This is a genomic window from Nocardioides sp., from assembly GCF_041393715.1.
Classification (GTDB): Bacteria; Actinomycetota; Actinomycetes; order Propionibacteriales; family Nocardioidaceae; genus Nocardioides.
Window position 1 is genome coordinate 1 of sequence record NZ_JAWKJQ010000017.1, and the last position, 15,953, is coordinate 15,953.

A 15,953-nucleotide genomic window follows, 5' to 3' on the forward strand; every position below is an offset into this window, starting at 1 on the left:
GTGTGTCTGGCCCCGCGGGGACGACGACGGCTGGGACACACGACCCACACCGCCGGCCGGGAGCCCGCAGAAGGGTCGCGCCGTCAGTCGGGCCGACCGGTGAGCGCGATGCCGACACCCAGCCCGATCATCGACAGCCCGCCGGTCATCCCGAGCCCGCGGCCGCGCGCGTCGGAGGCGTTGAACCAGTCGCGCATCCGCGCCGCGGCGATCGCCCACACCGAGTCACAGACCAGGCCGAGCACCACCGCGGTCATCCCGAGCAGGAACATCTGGGCGGGGATCGCGCCGCGGTCGCGATCGACGAACTGCGGCAGCAGAGCGGCGAAGATCATGAACCCCTTGGGGTTGCTCACCCCGACGACGAAGCCCTGCCGGATCGCGACCGACCGCGTCAGGGGCGCCCGCACGGCGTCGGGGTCGACGTGGATGGCCCGCCGATGGCGGATCGCCTGCACCCCGAGCCAGACCAGGTAGGCGGCACCCGCCAGCTTGAGGACCGTGAAGACCACGATCGACTCGGCCACGACGGCGCCGAGCCCGACCGCGACCAGCGTCATCACCACGAACAGCCCCAGCGTGTTGCCGAGGACGCTGGACAGCGCCACCCGCTGTCCGTAGGCCAGCGCCCGGCCGAGCACGAAGAGCACGCTCGGCCCGGGGATCGCGATCACGATGAACGACGCCAACGCGGCCGCCAGCAGCTGCGAGGCGGTCACCGGCAGATCGGACATGACCGCCATCGTAGGGCCGCTGCTCCGTCCGCGGGCGACCGCTCCGCCCTGCGGTCGTCGTGGTGCCGGCCGTCAGGGACGGCCCGGCTTGCGGGCCACGTCCACCCAGACCAGCCGATGGTCGCTGGACGGGAACGGGAAGGTCCCGGTCAGCGCCGAGAGCGGGTCGGTCTGCGGGGGCCAGAACACCGCGGAGTCGAGGATGCGCAGCGAGCGGCTGGGCAGCACGTAGTCGGCGCGCAGGTTGCCGGGCGGCTCGGAGAAGTCGGCGGTGTCCTCGGCGGCCGGTGAGAGGTGGGTCAGGTTGACCCCGCCCTGGAGCAGGCTGGCCTCGACCGCGCCCTCGCTCGTCGGCGGGTGGCCGGCGTTGACGCGCGGTGAGTCGAGGAGCTGCGCGGTGGCGCCGGGGATCGAGTCACCGTCGAGCGGGTCGGAGTTCTGGTCTCCGGCGATCACGAAGCGCGCCCCCCGGGCCAGGCCACCGTGCCGGCCGCGGTCGTCGTAGACGTAGTGCCGACCGGCGACGTAGTCGGCCCAGAACCGGATCTCGTCGAAGTTGCGGGTGCCGTTGCGGTCCTCCGGACCGTCGAAGACCGGCGGGGTGGGGTGGGACACCAGGAAGTGGACGACCCCCTGCGGCGTGCGCACCGGAAGGTCCCAGTGCGACTTCGAGGAGAGCCGGAACACGGCCAGCTCCTCCGGGGAGTACCAGTCGGCCGGCTCGGCGGTCGACGGGTCGTCGGGCAGCAGCGCCCCCGGCATGTCCTTCCACAGGAAGTGCTGGAAGGTGCGGACCCGCTGCGTCTCGATGGGGAACTTCGAGTAGACGACCATGCCGTACTGGCCGGGGAAGAACCCGAAGCCGAAGGCGTCGTTGGGGCCGCCGACGGTGCCGTCGTTGTCGAGGTCGAAGCCGCTGGGGACCCCGGTGTTGACCGGCGCGACGTAGTAGTAGGGGTAGTCCACGGGGTCCGCGCCGTGCTGGCTGACGGCCAGGTAGTTGTCCCGGAACAGCCGGGCCGCCTCGCCGCCGGCGACGTAGTCGAACTCGTTGACCAGCAGCACGTCGGGGTGGCTGCGCTGGATGATCTCCGCGATCGTCTTGGCCTGCGCGTTGTCGGGGGTGCTCAGGTCGCTCAGCAGGTCGCCCTCGTTGTTGCGGTTGAGCGAGGCGTTGAAGGTGGCGAACCTGACCGGCTCCCGCACCTGGCCGTGCCCGTGGCGGCCGGAGGACGGAGCTGCCGCCGCGGCGCCTTGGACGACCGCGGGGGCCGCGGACAGGGCCAGGGTGGTGGCCAGGACGAGGGGGACGAGCAGGCGACGCATCAGGGACCTCCCGAGTTCGGCTTTCCGGCCACGCTAGGAGGTCGCGGGCGATCTCGCACCCCCCACCGGGGTGCGACCGACTGAACGCTCGGTGAACGTCGCTGCGGGATCTAGGGTGGCGGGGTGCTCTTCAACCGGTCGGCGCCCCACGCTCGAGTCACTCCGGTGCTCACCGTCAGCGACGTGCGCGCGGCGGTGGCGTGGTACGCCGAGGTGTTCGGCTTCGTCGAGCACGTGCGCATCGGCGAGAGCCACCGGGCCCAGCTCGGGCTGCCCGACGCCCCGGCGGCGGAGCTGGTCGTCGCCGAGGTCCGGCCGGGTCGCCGTACCCCGGGTCGGGAGCGCTCCCACCAGGTGATGCTGAAGGTCGCCGACGTCGAGCGGACGGTGGCGACCGCCGTGGCCCACGGCGCCCACGTGGCCGACCCGGTCCACGACTGGGAGTACGGCGAGCGGCAGGCCGCCGTCGACGACCCCTTCGGGCACCAGTGGGTGCTCAACCAGACCCTCGTCGACGTGGCACCCGAGGAGTGGGGCGGCGACACGGTCGTGCCGCGGCCGACCGGCGCCTAGCGAGTGACAGCCGCCCCGCCATGCCGGACGATGGTCGGGTGCTGCTGACCCGACCGGTGCTCGACGCGATCGTGGCCGGCGACGTCGACCTGGTCTTCCGGCTCTGGAAGCGGCCGACGGTCAAGGCCGGAGGCCGGTTGCGCACCGCGGTCGGCGAGCTCGCCGTGCACGAGGTCGACGTCGTCGACCCCGCCACGATCACCGATGACGAGGCCCGGAGGGCCGGTCTGGTCGACGCGGACGCCGTCCGGGCAGCCCTGGAGCCGCGGCGTACGACGGCCACCCGGGCCCGCGTGGCTCGGCCCGACGAGACCAGCCGGGTCTATCGCGTGCGGGTCGGCTATGCGGGCGCGGACGGCCGAGCCGCCCTGAGGGAGACCACCCTGGGCCGCGGCGAGCTGGCCGACATGCTGGCCCGCCTGGAGGCGATGGAGGCCCGCGCCACCGAGCCGTGGGTGTTCGCCTCGCTGGACCTGATCGCCCGCTGGCCCGCCCGTCGGGCGCCCGAGCTGGCCGAGCTGCTGGGCCGGGAGACGCTGCCCTGGAAGGCGCAGGTGCGCCGGCTCAAGGAGCTCGGCCTCACCGAGAGCCTGCCGGTCGGCTACCGGCTCTCGCCCCGCGGGCGGCAGGTGCGCGAGGCGGCCCGGCGGCGGCAGCGAGCGCGCCGGGGAACGCCTCAGGGGTGAACCCGGGCGCCGGGGTGGCCGTCTCCTGGTGCGTACGGAGCGTCAGGTGCGTCGTTCGCACCAGTGGTCGTCGACCGTTGGCGACCGGGGCGCGACTCAGGGTCGCTGGCTAGCATCGAAGGATGCCGCCATCGCGGCGTGGCGGCTCCTGGCGTGGGTACCCCTCGGACAACGAGGCACCGAGCAGAGGAGCGAGACGTGAACGACGAGCAGGCGATCGTGGTGGTGGGTGGTGGCCTGGCGGCCGCGACCTTCGTGGAGAGGCTGCGGGACCGAGGGTTCGACGGCCCGGTGACGCTGTTCACCGAGGAGCCGCACCCGCCCTACGAGCGACCGCCGCTCTCCAAGGACCTGCTCCTGGGCAAGGAGACCGACCCGGTCGTGCACGACGAGCGGTGGTACGCCGACCACGACGTCACCCTGCGTCTCGGCACCCGGGTCACCTCGATCGACCTGGCCGGGCGGTCGGTGACGGCCGACGGCGAGCAGACGTCGTACGACACCCTGGTGCTGGCCGTCGGCGCCCGGCCGCGTGCCTTCCCGATGGCCGATGACAGTGGGGCGCCGGTGACCTACCTGCGAACCCTCGACGAGGCGCTCACCCTCAAGGACCAGCTCACCGAGGGCCGCCGGATCGCCATCGTCGGAGCCGGCTGGATCGGTCTGGAGGTCGCGGCCGCGGCTCGTGAGAACGGCGCCACCGTCACGGTCCTCGAAGCCGCCGAGCAGCCACTGCTCCGGGTCCTGGGGCCCGAGGTCGCGGCGATCTTCGCCGACCTCCATCGCCACCATGGCGTCGACCTGCGGCTCGGCGCACAGATCACCGGCATCAGCGCGACGGGCTCCGGTGGCGTCGTCGAGCTGGCGGGCGGCGACCCGGTCGGATTCGACCTGCTCGTGGTGGGCGTCGGCGTGGAGCCGGTCGTCGACGTCGCGGGCGGCGCCGGGCTGACCATCGACAACGGCATCCGCGTCGACGAGCACCTGCGCACCAGCGACCCCCAGGTGCTCGCGATCGGCGATGTCGCACACGCCGACCACGCGGGGCTCGGCTATCCGCTGCGCGTGGAGCACTGGGACGTCGCCAAGCAGCACGCCGACGTGGCGGCGGCGGTGGTGACCGGCGAGGACGCCTCCTGGTCGGCGGCGCCGTACTTCTTCACCGACCAGTACAACCTGGGCATGGAGTACGTCGGCAACCCCGGCCCCGCGGGGTTCGACCGGGTGGTGGTGCGCGGTGACACGGACGCCTCGTCGGACCTGGAGTTCACGGCCTTCTGGCTGCGCGGGTCGGAGGTGGTCGCCGCGATGCAGGCGAACGACTGGGACGCGACCGACGAGCTGCGCCGCCTGGTGGGCAGCACCGTGGACGTCGAGCGGCTGGCCGACCCGGCCGTGCCGCTGGCCGAGGTCTGAGGTCACTGGCGACCGCCACCGCGCGTCGTCTCCTGGTCAGTCGCCGACCGCCAGCCGCTCGTTCATGTGCCGATGGCCGAGCAGCTCGAAGCCCACCACGGTGACCCACGGGGCCAGCATCACCACCACCAGGCACAGCGCGAGCGACGCGCCCGCCATCGCCAACACCACCGCGCCCCCGAGCACCAGCGCGGTGAGCACGACGAGGACCACGTGGAAGGGGTCGACCGTGCCTCCCGGCGTCATCAGCGTGCCGCCGACGTAGGCCACCAGCACGAACAGGGCGACGGGGAGCGCGATGGTGAGCACCGTGGCCGCGCGACCGATGGTCGCCTCGTGCTCGAGGTAGTAGGCGGCGACGTGGAGGCCGGCGCCCACCATCGCGACAGCCGCCCACACCAGCAGGTGGGCGTAGGCGAAGGCGTAGACGCTCGCCGGGCGGAGCTCCAGGATCTGGGCGAACGGGAAGGAGAAGTAGACCCACCAGAGACCCACCGTCAACGACACCCCGGCCGCGCCAATGGCGACCAGCCCGACCGACCAGCCGCCGTGCTGGTAGAGCGCCTCCAGTGAGGCGGTCGTGCCGATGACCCCCTCGCCGAGCGCGATGATGGTGAGCAGCCCGTAGCGCTCGGCCAGGTGGTGCGGATGCCAGGGGTGCTCGCCGTAGGTCCGCTCGATGAGCATGGGCAACGCGACCTCGAGGGCGAAGAGCAGCATGCCCAGCACGAGCGTCGGCCCGGTCGCGAGATCGGCCACGGCCACGGCCACCCATCCCACCTGGGCGAGCGCCACCGCCCCGGCCTGCACCCGGCACGCGTGCCGACGCTCGGGATGGTCGCGGGCGGCACGCAGCCACAGAGCCACCAGCGCCACCCGCATCACGACATAGCCGGCCACGATCGTCTCGTTGCGCATCTCCCAGTGGTGCTCGAAGCCATGGAAGAGGTCGGGGATGCCCAGCGTGAAGACCAGCACGCCCAGCATCTGCACGAGCACGGCCAGGCGGACGAACCAGTCGTCGGTGTCGTAGGCCGTCGCGAAGCGGGTGTAGCTGATCCAGGCCCAGGTGGCGCCGAAGAGCACGAAGCCGAACGCGGCCAGGCCGACGGCGACGTGGCCGACGGCCAGGCTGTGGGCGAGCTGCTCACCGGCCACACCGAAGGCGACGACCAGGGTCAGGTCGAACAGCAGCTCCAGCGGGGTCGCGGCCCGATGCGGCTCCCGCGGGTCGCGGCCCGACATCGGCCGCAGATGATGATGGTCGACGCTCACCTGGTCCATGGCGGCGAATTTACCTTTTCGTGACCTTTGCCCTAGCCTCGATGCCCATGTTCGCCCCCCTGCGCCGCCACCTCGCGCCCCTGCTCGGTCTGATGCTGGTCGCGACGACCCTGTCGGTCGCCGCATGGACCTCGCCCCGGACCACCGACGACCAGCTCGAGCTGGCCGGTTGCATCGGCTACTGCGCCTACCCGCGCAACGCCGGCAAGGTGTTCCGCTGGGGGCACGAGAAGTGGCGTTACGAGTTCGAGACCGGCGCCTTCCCCCGCAAGGTCTGGAAGTCCACGCACCCCAAGCAGATCGGCCAGCAGCACGGCATGCTGACGATCTTCGCGAACAAGGGTCAGCGCAAGGTCCGCACCTGGGGCACCATGAAGGCGGCGAAGTACGGCCGCTGGGAGGCGCGGATGCGCGCCGTCGAGCTCGCCAAGACCGGCAAGCACTTCCGGTTCATCTGGCGGCTGGCGCCGGTCAACGGCACCCGCTGCAACAGCAAGGTGATCACGCTGGCGTCCTTCCGCCCCGGCGACAAGCGGGTCCGCGGCGCGGTCCGCACCCGGCCGTCGCACTCGTTCAGCTATGCCCAGGGCCGCGACCTTCGCTCGCGGGCCTGGCACGCGTTCGCCGTCGAGGTGACGCCCACCCACATCTCGTGGTTCGTCGACACGCGCGTCGTTCACACCGAGCGCCGCCCTGCGGCACTGGCCGGCTACAAGCTGCGCCCGGAGTTCATCATCAAGGGCAAGAAGGGCGAGACGATGCGCCGCTCGATGCTGCAGATGGACTGGGTGCGCCACTACACGCTGGAGCGGAAGAACGCGAAGTCGATCAAGGCGCCGCGGATGAACAAGGGCACCTACACCAAGGGCTGCTGACCCCCGCGGCGGTCCCGACGCGCTCGCCGAGCGGGCACCTCAACCGTCGGAGCGCGGGGCGATCTCACCCATCTCGCCGAAGCCGGTCACCTCGTCGGCGTCGACGTAGATGATCTGCGGCCGCGCCGAGACGATGTCGGGCATGGTGCTCATGAAGTGGGCCACGTGGTCCTGCCGCATGTGCTCCGCCCCGGCGTCTCCGTCGCGGAACCCCTCGATGCAGACGTAGGTCTGCGGGTCCTCCACGCTGCGGGAGAACTCGAAGAAGACGTTGCCGGGCTCGGCGCTCACCGCCGCGGCGTAGGACGCCGACAGCTCCTCCCACTCCGCCATCCTGTCCTCGCGGATGGGGAACTTCACGGTGATCAGGATCATGGGGGCAGACTACGCGCGTGACCACGGACGAGGTGCTGCGCGTCGACGGGCTGACCCGTCGGCTCGACGACGGGACCGCGCTGGTCGACGACGTGTCGTTCGCGATCGGTCGCGGCGAGGTCGTGGCGGTCGTGGGCGGCAGCGGGGCCGGCAAGTCGTCGCTGCTGCGACTGCTCAACCGGCTCGACGAGCCGACGGCGGGGAGCGTGGAGGTCGACGGCACCGACCAGTCGGCGCTGCGACCCTCCGACCTGCGCCGGCGGGTCGGCATGGTGCCGCAGACGCCGCGGATGTTCCCCGGCACGGTGGCCGACAACCTGCGCTGGGCGGCCGCCGAGCGGGGCGACCGGCTCGGCGACGACGAGATCGCCTCGCTGCTGGAGCGGGTGCGGCTGTCCGGGTACGCCGACCGCGAGGCGTCCTCGCTGTCCGGCGGCGAGGCGCAGCGGGTGTCGCTGGCGAGGGTGCTCGCCAACCGACCCGAGGTGCTGCTGCTCGACGAGCCCACCTCCGCGCTCGACGAGGACACCAAGGGGGAGGTCGAGACCACGCTGCGCGACCTGCTGTCCTCGGGAGAGGTGACCTGTCTGGTCGTGACGCACGACGAGGCCCAGGCCCGGCGGCTGGCCGGTCGGGCACTGCGGATGCGCGACGGTCGGGTCGTGGCGTCCGGCTCGGTCGAGGAGGTGCTCGGCCGATGATCACTGCGCTCTTCGACAACACCTGGGCGGTGGCGCTGACCCAGGCGGCGGCCGCGGTGCTGCTGGTCGTCGGGGTACTGCTGGTCGCCCGGCGCTACGGCGTCTCGATGTTCGGCGAGGCCACCTGGGCGATGGCCCGCGGCTTCGTGCAGGTGGTCGCGGTCGGCTCGGTGCTCGCGGTGCTGCTGCGCGGGCCGGTGTGGACGGCGCTGCCGGTGCTGCTCGGGATGTTCGCCGCGGCCGCCTCGATCGCCCAGCGTCGGGCGCGCGGCATCCCCGGGGCGTACCGGCTGATCCTCGGCTCCCTGCTGATCGGCGCCGGCGGGGTCATCGTCGTGATGGCCGCCCTGGGCGTGCTGCGCTGGGAGATCGCGACGCTGGTGCCCGTCGGCTCGATGCTGCTGTCCAACGCGATGAACGCCTGCACCCAGATGCTCGAGCGGCTCCGCTCCGACATCGCCGCCCACCGCGGCGACATCGAGGCCAAGCTGGCGCTGGGTGGGGCGCCGGCCTCCTGCGTGGCGCCGTACGTCGAGAGCGCCGTGCGGGCCTCGATGATCCCGCAGGTCAACACGATGACCGCGCTGGGGATCGTGTTCATCCCCGGCCTGATGTCCGGCATGGTGCTCGCCGGTGCCGACCCCGTGCAGGCGGCGATCTATCAGTTCGTGGTGATCGCGATGATCCTGGCCGCCGGCGGGCTCACCGCGATGACCGCCGCCGTGCTGGTGCGCTCGCGCTTCTTCACCGCCGCCGACCAGCTCGTGGTGCCTGCCGACTGAGCGTGACCAGAGCGGTGGCCGCGAGGGTGAGCGCGACGCCGCTGAGCACCGTGCGGATCTGGTTGTAGACCTGCCACGAGGCCGAGTAGTCCTGCCAGATCTGCCGGGCAGCGTCCATCTCGGCCGGCACGACCACCCGGGCAAGGTCCTCGTTCATCGGCACGTTGAGGGTCATCGTCAGGATCAGCCCGCCGCCCAGGTAGACCACGGCGGCCAGCGCCAGCAGGCCGGCCGAGAGGCGCCGACCCTCGCGCTGGCACAGGGCGGCGGCGATCCCCAGGACCACCGGGGTGAGGAAGAAGGCGGGGGCGAAGACGGCGTTGCGGACCGAGCCGTTCATCGCCTGCATGGCCTCGATCGCGACCCGCGGATCCGCCTGGTCGAGCCCCCACATCGTGGAGCACACCCAGGCGTAGAAGAACCCGAAGATCGCTCCCGCGAACACCACACCGCCCACGGCGGTGACGGTCGCCGGAGTGAGCAGGCGTCCTTCGGTCGTCGGTGCGTGTCGGGTCTCGATCAGAACGTCTGCGTTCGGTTTCATGGCACCCAGTATCCGAACGATGGCGTACACTTGTCAACCATGACCCCTCGGCCACCGTCCGCGCCCACCTCGCCGACCCCGGGGGCTGTCCCTCGGCGCGGCCGGCTGCCTGCCCAGGAGCGGGCGCGGCGGGAGCGGGAGGTGCTCGACGCCGCGATGCGGGTGATCGTGCGCGACGGGTACGTCGCCGCCACGATGCAGGCGGTGGCGGACGAGGCGCGCGCCTCGAAGGAGACGCTCTACGCCTGGTTCGGCGACCGGGAGGCCCTCGTGGGCGCCGTCATCCGGGGCAACGCGGACGCCTCCGTTGCCCGCGTGGCCGGAGCCCTCGGACGGCCGGCGGCCGACGCCGAGGAGGCCCGTCGCACCCTGGAGGGGTTCGCCCGTGGCCTGCTGACGCTGCTGACGGGCGAGGCGTCGGTGGCGCTGAACCGCGCGGCGATGGGCTCGCCGGCCCTGGCCACCGAGCTGCTTGCCTCCGGGCGGCACCGGATCGGCCCCCTCGTGGCGGCGTACCTCTCCGCCCTGTACGACGCCGGGCTCAGCCCCCATCCCGATGGTGAGCGGGCCTTCTCGCTGCTCTATGGCCTGATCGTCCAGGACACCCAGATCCGGGTGCTGCTCGGCGAGCAACCACCCTCGACGCACGCCGTCGCCGCCCGGGCACGGGCAGCGGTGGCCGTCTTCCTCGAGACCCCGTCCGTCGAGACCCCGTCCGTCCGCTGACCCGCGCGGGCGCTCCCGGTGATCGGCTGGGTGGGGCGTCGGCGGCAGGATCGGGTCGAGGTCTACTGGTGCGAACGGCGCAGCAGGTGCGTCGTACGCACCAGTAGACATCTCCACCCGGGCGCGGCAGTGTGCAGGGCATGCGACGACTCCTCCGCACCGTCCCGTCCACGCTCGCACTGACCGCGGCGGCCGCCCTGGTGGCCGGCACCGTGGCCGCCGGTCCGGCGACCGCCTCCACGGGTCACCACCACGGCGCCACACCCTTGTGGCAGGAGTCGGTGATCGACGCCGACCAGGGCTTCCGCGGCCTCGACGCCGTCAACAAGCGCACGGCCTGGGTGACCGGTGGCAGCGCCACCGAGGGCCCCGGCCGGGTGTTCCGCACCACCGACGGCGGACGGTCCTGGGACGACGTCAGCCCGCCCGGCACCGACGGGCTGCTGCTGCGCGACGTCGAGGCCCGCAGCGCCCGTACCGCCGTGGTGCTCGCGATCGGGCCGGGCGACGCGTCGCGGATCTTCCGAACCAGCGACGGCGGCGCGACCTGGTCGACGGCGTTCGTGAACGACGACCCGGCGGCGTTCTACGACTGCATGGCGTTCTATCGCGGCGGCCGCGTGGGCCTGGTCATGGGCGACCCGGTCGACGGGAAGTTCACCATCCTGCGCAGCACCGACGCCGGCCGGTCGTGGACGCGGCTCCCCTCCGAAGGGATGCCCGAGGCCCCGACCGAGTACGGCTTCGCGGCCTCCGGCGACTGCCTCGTGACGGCCGGGCGGTCGGCGTACTTCGGCGGCGGTGGGGGCGCCGCCCGGATCTTCCGCTCCGACGACCGTGGGATGACCTGGACCGCGACCGACTCCACGATCCCGGCGGGCGACGCGGCCGGTGTCTTCGGGTTCGCGTTCCGGACCCCGTGGGACGGCGTGGCCGTCGGCGGCGACTTCGCCGACCCCGGCGACGGCGTCGACGCGGTGGCGACGACCCGCGGCGGACGGACCTGGCACAACGCCGGCGACCTCACCCACCTGGGCGAGGATGTCGCGTTCCTGCCCCGGCACCGGCACTGGCTGGTGGTCACCGGGGAGTACGGCGGCGTCGGCGGCACCAGCCTGAGCCGCGACGGCGGCCACAGCTGGACGCGCATCTCCGACCTGGGCTACCACACGCTGGACTGCACTCCCGACGGCTCCTGCTGGGCCGCCGGCGCCGACGGGCGGGTGGCCCGGCTGGTGCGCTGACCCGGTCGACCGGCGGGCCTGCAGCTCGGGGGATGTGCGCCTCCGAGGAGCAAGAACGTCGAAATCCCGCCCGAAAACCGCAATCTCGCTCCTCGGAGGCGCAACCCCCGGGCGACCCACGGCGTGCCCGCACCCGAATCGACGACACGGCCATGTCGAGAAAGCCCACCCGGCGCCGACGTTCATGACGAACCGGGCCGCGCGGCCACCGACACCCACCAGGAGACCACCCGATGAAGTTCGTGATCATGATCCACTCCCACCCCGCACCCTGGGGCCACCCCACCGGCGACTTCACGCCGGAGTTCCAGGCGATCCCCGAGGAGCAGCGGGCGCAGATGGGCGTCGAGTTCGACGCGCTGCTGGCCGAGCTGCACGGCAACGGCGAGCTGGTGCTCGGCGAGGCGCTGGCCGACCCGCGCGCCGCCTCGCTCTATCGGTGGGGTGCCGACGGCCCGATCGCGTCCGACGGTCCCTTCGCCGAGACCAAGGAGCAGTTCGCCGGCTTCTTCCTCATCGACGTGGCCGACCGGGCGCGGGCCGAGGCGGTCGCGGCGCGGTTCGCGGCGCCGGGCGACACCATCGAGCTGCGCCCGGCGATGTGGCCGGGAGCGGACGACTCGTGACCGGGACCCCGCCGGGCCCGGGATGAGCCCACCGGCGACCCGACCGACCGACGAGGCGATCTGGCGTCGCGAGACGCCGGTCGTCCTCGCCGCGCTGCTGCGCCGTCACGACGACCTCGGCGACTGCGAGGACGCCGTGCAGGAGGCACTGGTGGCGGCGGCGCGCCAGTGGCCGGTGGACGGTACGCCGGCCAACCCGCGCGCCTGGTTGGTGCGGGTGGCGTCGCGCAGGCTGATCGACGAGCTGCGACGCCGGCGTACCGCCGCCACCTCCGAGGAGCGGGCCGACCCCGGGCCGGACCGTCCCGTGCCCGGCGAGCCCCGGGCACCCGGTTCGGTGGCGACCTGGCTGCCCGACGACGCGACGGTCGAGGTGCGGATCGCGCCGCCGTTCGAGCTGCAGCGCGCCGGCCGGTGGGCGGAGGCGGCCGCCTGGTGGGCGGAGGCCGGATGCCCCTTCGACCAGGGGCTGGCGCTGGCCCGCAGCGGCGAGCCGGAGCTGGTCGCCGAGGCGGTGCGGATCTTCGACCGTCTCGGTACGACGGCCGCGGCGGCCCGGGCCCGGGCACTGCTGCGCGAGCAGGGGTCACGGCGCCGCGGGCCACGCAGGCCGGCAGCCACCCTCGGGGCTGACCCCGCGGGAGCAGGAGGTGCACGCGCTGTTGACGAGGGGACTCAGCGACGCCGAGATCGCCGAGGAGCTGGTGATCTCGCGGCGCACCGCCGAGCACCACGTCGCCTCGATCCTGGGCAAGCTCGGCATCCGTAGCCGACGCGAGCTCGCCGACGTGGGTACCCCCGGCGCCACATCTGGGTAGTCGCTACCGATGAGGCGCCCGGCGCGGCCGGCGTACACCTGAGGGGTCAGCCCGACACAGACTCCGAAAGGACCACCACCATGCCTCTCTTCATGGACGTTCACTCCCTCGGCGACGGCGTCACCATGGACGACGTCGCCCAGGCCCACCAGGCCGACCTCGCCGCCCAGGGCGCCCACGACGTGAGCTACCTGCGCTACTGGGTCGACGAGGGCAAGGGTCAGATCTTCTGCCTCGTCGAGGCCCCCGACGCCGAGGCCGCGCACACCGTGCATCGCGAGGCCCACGGCCTGGTCGCCGACCAGATCTTCATGGTGCAGGAAGGCGTCTGACCTTCTCGGTGTCCGGCGGCTCGCCGGCGGGGATGTCTACTGGTGCGTACGACGCGTCTGGTGCGTCGTACGCACCAGTAGCCGCCCCCCACCCGGGCCGCACGGGTCACCGCTTCCGGACGCCGGACGTCCGGAAGCGCGGCTAGCCTGCCGGGGTGAGCATCACCTGGGCCCAGGCCCTCACCTGGCGGCTTCGGCGACAGCTGCTCAGCCCGCCCGGCGACGAGCCGGTCGCGGCCGTGGTCCGCCGGCTCGGGGCGGTGCTGGCGATGGACCAGGGCCTGGCCGAGCTCGTCGTCGGCCTGCGCCGGTCCACACCCCAGCCCGGCGAGGTGGCGCGCGCGCTCGTCGACGGCGAGCTGGTGAAGGTGTTCGCCTTCCGCGGCGCCACGCACTACCTCGCCCCCGACGACGCGGGCGCCTACCTCGCCCTGCGCGGCGCCGGCCGCCAGTGGGAGCTGCCCAGCTGGCAGGACTACTACCAGCTCACCGCCCAGGACTGGCCGGCCTTCCGCGAGACGGTGCGCGAGGCGCTGACCGAGGGGCCGCTGACCCTCGACGAGCTCGGCGCGGCGGTCACCGGGCGCGCCGCCTACCGCCACCTGCGGCCGGTCTTCGACGACGGCGCCGGCACCCTGATCAAGCCGCTCACCTGGCAGGGCGACATGGGCTTCGGCCCGCCTCGCGACGGCCGGGCCACCTTCCAGCGGCTCGACGCCGACCCCCGCTGGGCCGGCGTCTGGGAGCTCGACGAGGCGGGCCCCTACGCGATCACCTCCTACGTCGGCGGCTACGGGCCGACGACCACCGAGCAGGTGCACTACTGGCTGGGCAGCGGGCTGAGCGCCGGCACCAAGCGGCTGCGCGGTTGGCTCGCCGACCTCGGCGACCGGCTCGCCACCGTCGACATCGAGGGCGAGCCGCGGCTGATGTTGCGCGAGCACGTCGACGACCTGCTCGCCACCGAGCCCGCGGGCTCCGTGCATCTGCTGCCCGGACACGACCCCTGGGTGATCGGCCCCTCCACCAAGGACGAGCGCGTGGTCCCCGCCGACCGGCGTACTCCCGTCACCCGGAAGGCCAACCTCGTGCTCGTCGACGGCGTCGTGGCCGGCACCTGGAAGCTCGGCAAGGCCCGGCTCGAGGTCACCTGGCTGGCCGGCGGCTCGGCTGCGCCCGCCGAGGAGCTGGCCGCCGCCACCGAGCGGGTCGCCGGCGTGGTCGGCCGGCCGCTGGAGCTGCGGGTCGGCTGAGTGCTCTGACGGCGGTCGGCTCGCGACCCACCCGAGCACACGACATGATGGACCGGTGACCACCGACCTCCCCCACGAGCACACCCAGCCCACCGACGACGGCCTGCCTCCCGGCATGACCGAGGAGCAGATGCACGAGCTGATGGGGCAGCTGCGCGCCGCCCCGGCCGCCGAGCTGCTCGCCGACGTCTTCTCCTCGCTGCTCAGCACCGCCCAGGTCAAGCTGGGGCGCCGCGACGCGCGGCTGTTCATCGACCTGGCCGCCCAGGCGCTGGAGTACGCCGGCCCGCACCTGCCCGCCGACCTCACCGGGCAGGTCGAGGCGGCACTCGGCCAGCTGCGGATGGCACAGGTCACCGCCGAAGGGGAGGTGGCCCAGCAGCCCGAGCCGGAGCCCAACGACCTCGACCGCATCCCCAGCGGCCCCAGCCCCGCCTCCGCGCCGGCCACCCCGCCCCCCGCCGCGCCGTCGCAGGCGTCCCGGCTCTGGGTCCCCGGTCAGTAGCCGCCGGTCAGGAGCCGCCGGCCCTCACTGCGGTCGATAGCCCGAGCAGAGCAACCTCAGGTGACCGATCCGCCCGTCGACCGCCCGGAAGTAGATCTGCTGCTCCACGACGTGCGCGCCGTCGCCGCTGCTGACGTCGAGCCGGTACGACGCGTGGTCGGTGTCGGCGACCGCCTCGCCGGCGTACGTCCCGAGCAGTCCGACGATTTCGTCGTCGGGGCCGAACCAGGTGTCGAAGAAGATCGCGGCCACACCCGCGGCGTCGGACGCCTCCCACAGCCGCCCGGGCGTCAGCCCCTTGAAGTCCACGTCGTCGGCCAGCAGCGACACCAGCGCCGCGCGGTCCTTGCCGGCGACCGCCCGAGCGAACTCCTCACCGAGGCTCATGCCGCTCCCCCCAGCGTCGCCCCGACCGGCGCGGCGCGGCCGGGCACCGCCGGCCCGGGTCGCCGCGCGTAGGCCCAGCCGGGCCGGCGCAGCAGGTAGGACCAGCGGTCCCGCCAGGTCTCGGCGCGCCCGACGTCCTCGGCGATGTCGACCCACTCGTGGGTGGCGATGGTGACCGGGTTGTAGGTGTCGATGTTCGTGGTGAGGCCATAGACCACCGGCTCGTCCTCCTCCTCGAAGGTGCCGAACAGCTTGTCCCAGATGATCAGGATGCTTCCGTGGTTGCGGTCGAGGTACTGCCGGTTGGAGCCGTGGTGCACCCGGTGGTGCGAGGGCGTGTTGAGGACCTTCTCCAGCCAGCCGACCTTGCGGATCGCCTCGGTGTGGATCCAGAACTGGTAGATCAGGTTGATGGCGCGCGCCTGCTCGATCAACGACGGTCGTACGCCGGCCAGCGCGAGCAGCCCGTAGGGCACGGTCAGCGTCACGCCCTCCGCCACCGGCTGACGCAGCGCCGTCGACAGGTTGTAGCGCTCGCTCGAGTGGTGCACCACGTGGACCGCCCACAGCCACCGGCTCTCGTGGCTGGCCCGGTGGTTCCAGTAGTAGATGAAGTCCCAGCCGAGGATGGCCGCCGCCCAGGCCCATCGCGTGGTGCCGAGGTCGATCGGGCTCTTCGCGAACAGCCGCTTGCCCGACGTCATCGCCGCCCAGGTCGTCGAGGTGACCAGCGCGATGGACGCGACGGCGCTGACTGCGAGGCCGG

Annotated in this window: 20 protein-coding genes and 1 pseudogene; 14 read left to right on the forward strand and 7 right to left on the reverse strand. The window is 72.9% G+C overall.

The genetic code is table 11. The features are described 5' to 3' along the window. Positions 1 to 83: 83 nt before the first annotated feature. Positions 84 to 734, reverse strand: a complete 651-nt coding sequence (locus R2740_RS18135; RefSeq protein WP_371304100.1) for a LysE family translocator — start codon at positions 732 to 734, stop codon at positions 84 to 86. Between the two features lie 72 nt (positions 735 to 806). After that, positions 807 to 2,060, reverse strand: coding sequence for an endonuclease/exonuclease/phosphatase family protein (locus tag R2740_RS18140; protein ID WP_371304101.1), 1,254 nt, complete (start codon positions 2,058 to 2,060; stop codon positions 807 to 809). Positions 2,061 to 2,183: 123 nt separating this feature from the next. Between R2740_RS18140 and R2740_RS18145 the strand changes: the two genes are divergently transcribed. The 3 genes from R2740_RS18145 to R2740_RS18155 all read left to right on the forward strand — a co-directional run bounded on the left by R2740_RS18145 (position 2,184) and on the right by R2740_RS18155 (position 4,735). After that, entirely contained in the window at positions 2,184 to 2,633 is a 450-nt protein-coding gene (locus tag R2740_RS18145) for a VOC family protein (RefSeq protein ID WP_371304102.1), read from the forward strand. Positions 2,634 to 2,671: 38 nt separating this feature from the next. After that, a complete protein-coding gene (locus R2740_RS18150; protein WP_371304103.1) occupies positions 2,672 to 3,319 on the forward strand; it encodes a hypothetical protein in 648 nt (215 codons plus the stop codon). A 198-nt stretch (positions 3,320 to 3,517) separates the two neighbouring features. Next, the gene (locus tag R2740_RS18155; RefSeq protein WP_371304104.1) at positions 3,518 to 4,735 is read left to right on the forward strand and encodes an NAD(P)/FAD-dependent oxidoreductase; all 1,218 of its coding nucleotides are present in this window, start codon (positions 3,518 to 3,520) and stop codon (positions 4,733 to 4,735) included. A 36-nt stretch (positions 4,736 to 4,771) separates the two neighbouring features. On the opposite strand, the gene R2740_RS18160 is transcribed toward R2740_RS18155, so the two are convergent. Further along, positions 4,772 to 6,019 (reverse strand): low temperature requirement protein A, encoded by a 1,248-nt coding sequence (locus R2740_RS18160; RefSeq protein WP_371304105.1) that lies wholly within the window; start codon positions 6,017 to 6,019, stop codon positions 4,772 to 4,774. A gap of 47 nt (positions 6,020 to 6,066) precedes the next feature. Between R2740_RS18160 and R2740_RS18165 the strand changes: the two genes are divergently transcribed. Then, on the forward strand, positions 6,067 to 6,894 hold the full coding sequence (locus R2740_RS18165) for a hypothetical protein (RefSeq protein WP_371304106.1): 828 nt from the start codon (positions 6,067 to 6,069) through the stop codon (positions 6,892 to 6,894). Positions 6,895 to 6,933: 39 nt separating this feature from the next. Here R2740_RS18165 and R2740_RS18170 read toward each other — a convergent pair whose 3' ends face one another. Continuing rightward, complete coding sequence (locus tag R2740_RS18170; protein WP_371304107.1) at positions 6,934 to 7,269, reverse strand: putative quinol monooxygenase; 336 nt, start codon at positions 7,267 to 7,269, stop codon at positions 6,934 to 6,936. A 17-nt stretch (positions 7,270 to 7,286) separates the two neighbouring features. Between R2740_RS18170 and R2740_RS18175 the strand changes: the two genes are divergently transcribed. Both R2740_RS18175 and R2740_RS18180 read left to right on the forward strand, forming a co-directional pair. Further along, positions 7,287 to 7,970, forward strand: coding sequence for an ATP-binding cassette domain-containing protein (locus R2740_RS18175; RefSeq protein ID WP_371304108.1), 684 nt, complete (start codon positions 7,287 to 7,289; stop codon positions 7,968 to 7,970). Continuing rightward, positions 7,967 to 8,752 carry an ABC transporter permease gene (locus R2740_RS18180; RefSeq protein WP_371304109.1) on the forward strand — a complete coding sequence of 262 codons (786 nt, stop codon included), beginning with the start codon at positions 7,967 to 7,969 and terminating at the stop codon, positions 8,750 to 8,752. Before R2740_RS18175 ends, R2740_RS18180 begins: the two co-directional genes overlap by 4 nt. Here the strand turns inward: R2740_RS18180 and R2740_RS18185 are convergent. Further along, positions 8,715 to 9,296, reverse strand: a complete 582-nt coding sequence (locus tag R2740_RS18185; protein WP_371304110.1) for a DUF1772 domain-containing protein — start codon at positions 9,294 to 9,296, stop codon at positions 8,715 to 8,717. The two genes, R2740_RS18180 and R2740_RS18185, sit on opposite strands and share 38 nt — an antisense overlap. A gap of 39 nt (positions 9,297 to 9,335) precedes the next feature. Between R2740_RS18185 and R2740_RS18190 the strand changes: the two genes are divergently transcribed. The 8 genes and pseudogenes from R2740_RS18190 (at position 9,336) to R2740_RS18225 (ending at position 14,800) form a co-directional block, all read left to right on the forward strand. Beyond that, entirely contained in the window at positions 9,336 to 10,022 is a 687-nt protein-coding gene (locus R2740_RS18190) for a TetR/AcrR family transcriptional regulator (RefSeq protein ID WP_371304111.1), read from the forward strand. A 140-nt stretch (positions 10,023 to 10,162) separates the two neighbouring features. Then, the gene (locus R2740_RS18195) at positions 10,163 to 11,266 is read left to right on the forward strand and encodes a WD40/YVTN/BNR-like repeat-containing protein (protein WP_371304112.1); all 1,104 of its coding nucleotides are present in this window, start codon (positions 10,163 to 10,165) and stop codon (positions 11,264 to 11,266) included. Between the two features lie 233 nt (positions 11,267 to 11,499). Next, positions 11,500 to 11,892: a YciI family protein gene (locus R2740_RS18200; RefSeq protein ID WP_371304114.1), complete on the forward strand. Its 393-nt coding sequence runs from the start codon at positions 11,500 to 11,502 to the stop codon at positions 11,890 to 11,892. Between the two features lie 22 nt (positions 11,893 to 11,914). Further along, positions 11,915 to 12,139: pseudogene (locus tag R2740_RS18205) on the forward strand (sigma factor); the annotation flags it as partial. 403 nt (positions 12,140 to 12,542) lie between these two features. Next, positions 12,543 to 12,710: a response regulator transcription factor gene (locus R2740_RS18210; protein WP_371304115.1), complete on the forward strand. Its 168-nt coding sequence runs from the start codon at positions 12,543 to 12,545 to the stop codon at positions 12,708 to 12,710. 80 nt (positions 12,711 to 12,790) lie between these two features. Then, on the forward strand, positions 12,791 to 13,042 hold the full coding sequence (locus R2740_RS18215) for a DUF4242 domain-containing protein (RefSeq protein ID WP_371304116.1): 252 nt from the start codon (positions 12,791 to 12,793) through the stop codon (positions 13,040 to 13,042). A gap of 155 nt (positions 13,043 to 13,197) precedes the next feature. Next, on the forward strand, positions 13,198 to 14,295 hold the full coding sequence (locus R2740_RS18220; protein WP_371304117.1) for a DNA glycosylase AlkZ-like family protein: 1,098 nt from the start codon (positions 13,198 to 13,200) through the stop codon (positions 14,293 to 14,295). Positions 14,296 to 14,350: 55 nt separating this feature from the next. Further along, positions 14,351 to 14,800 carry a hypothetical protein gene (locus R2740_RS18225; protein WP_371304118.1) on the forward strand — a complete coding sequence of 150 codons (450 nt, stop codon included), beginning with the start codon at positions 14,351 to 14,353 and terminating at the stop codon, positions 14,798 to 14,800. A 24-nt stretch (positions 14,801 to 14,824) separates the two neighbouring features. Here R2740_RS18225 and R2740_RS18230 read toward each other — a convergent pair whose 3' ends face one another. Together R2740_RS18230 and R2740_RS18235 are read right to left on the reverse strand one after the other, a co-directional pair. Then, on the reverse strand, positions 14,825 to 15,187 hold the full coding sequence (locus R2740_RS18230) for a hypothetical protein (protein ID WP_371304119.1): 363 nt from the start codon (positions 15,185 to 15,187) through the stop codon (positions 14,825 to 14,827). Then, on the reverse strand, positions 15,184 to 15,953 hold a 770-nt coding region (locus tag R2740_RS18235; protein WP_371304120.1), incomplete at its 5' end, for a sterol desaturase family protein. The genes R2740_RS18230 and R2740_RS18235, both read right to left, overlap by 4 nt.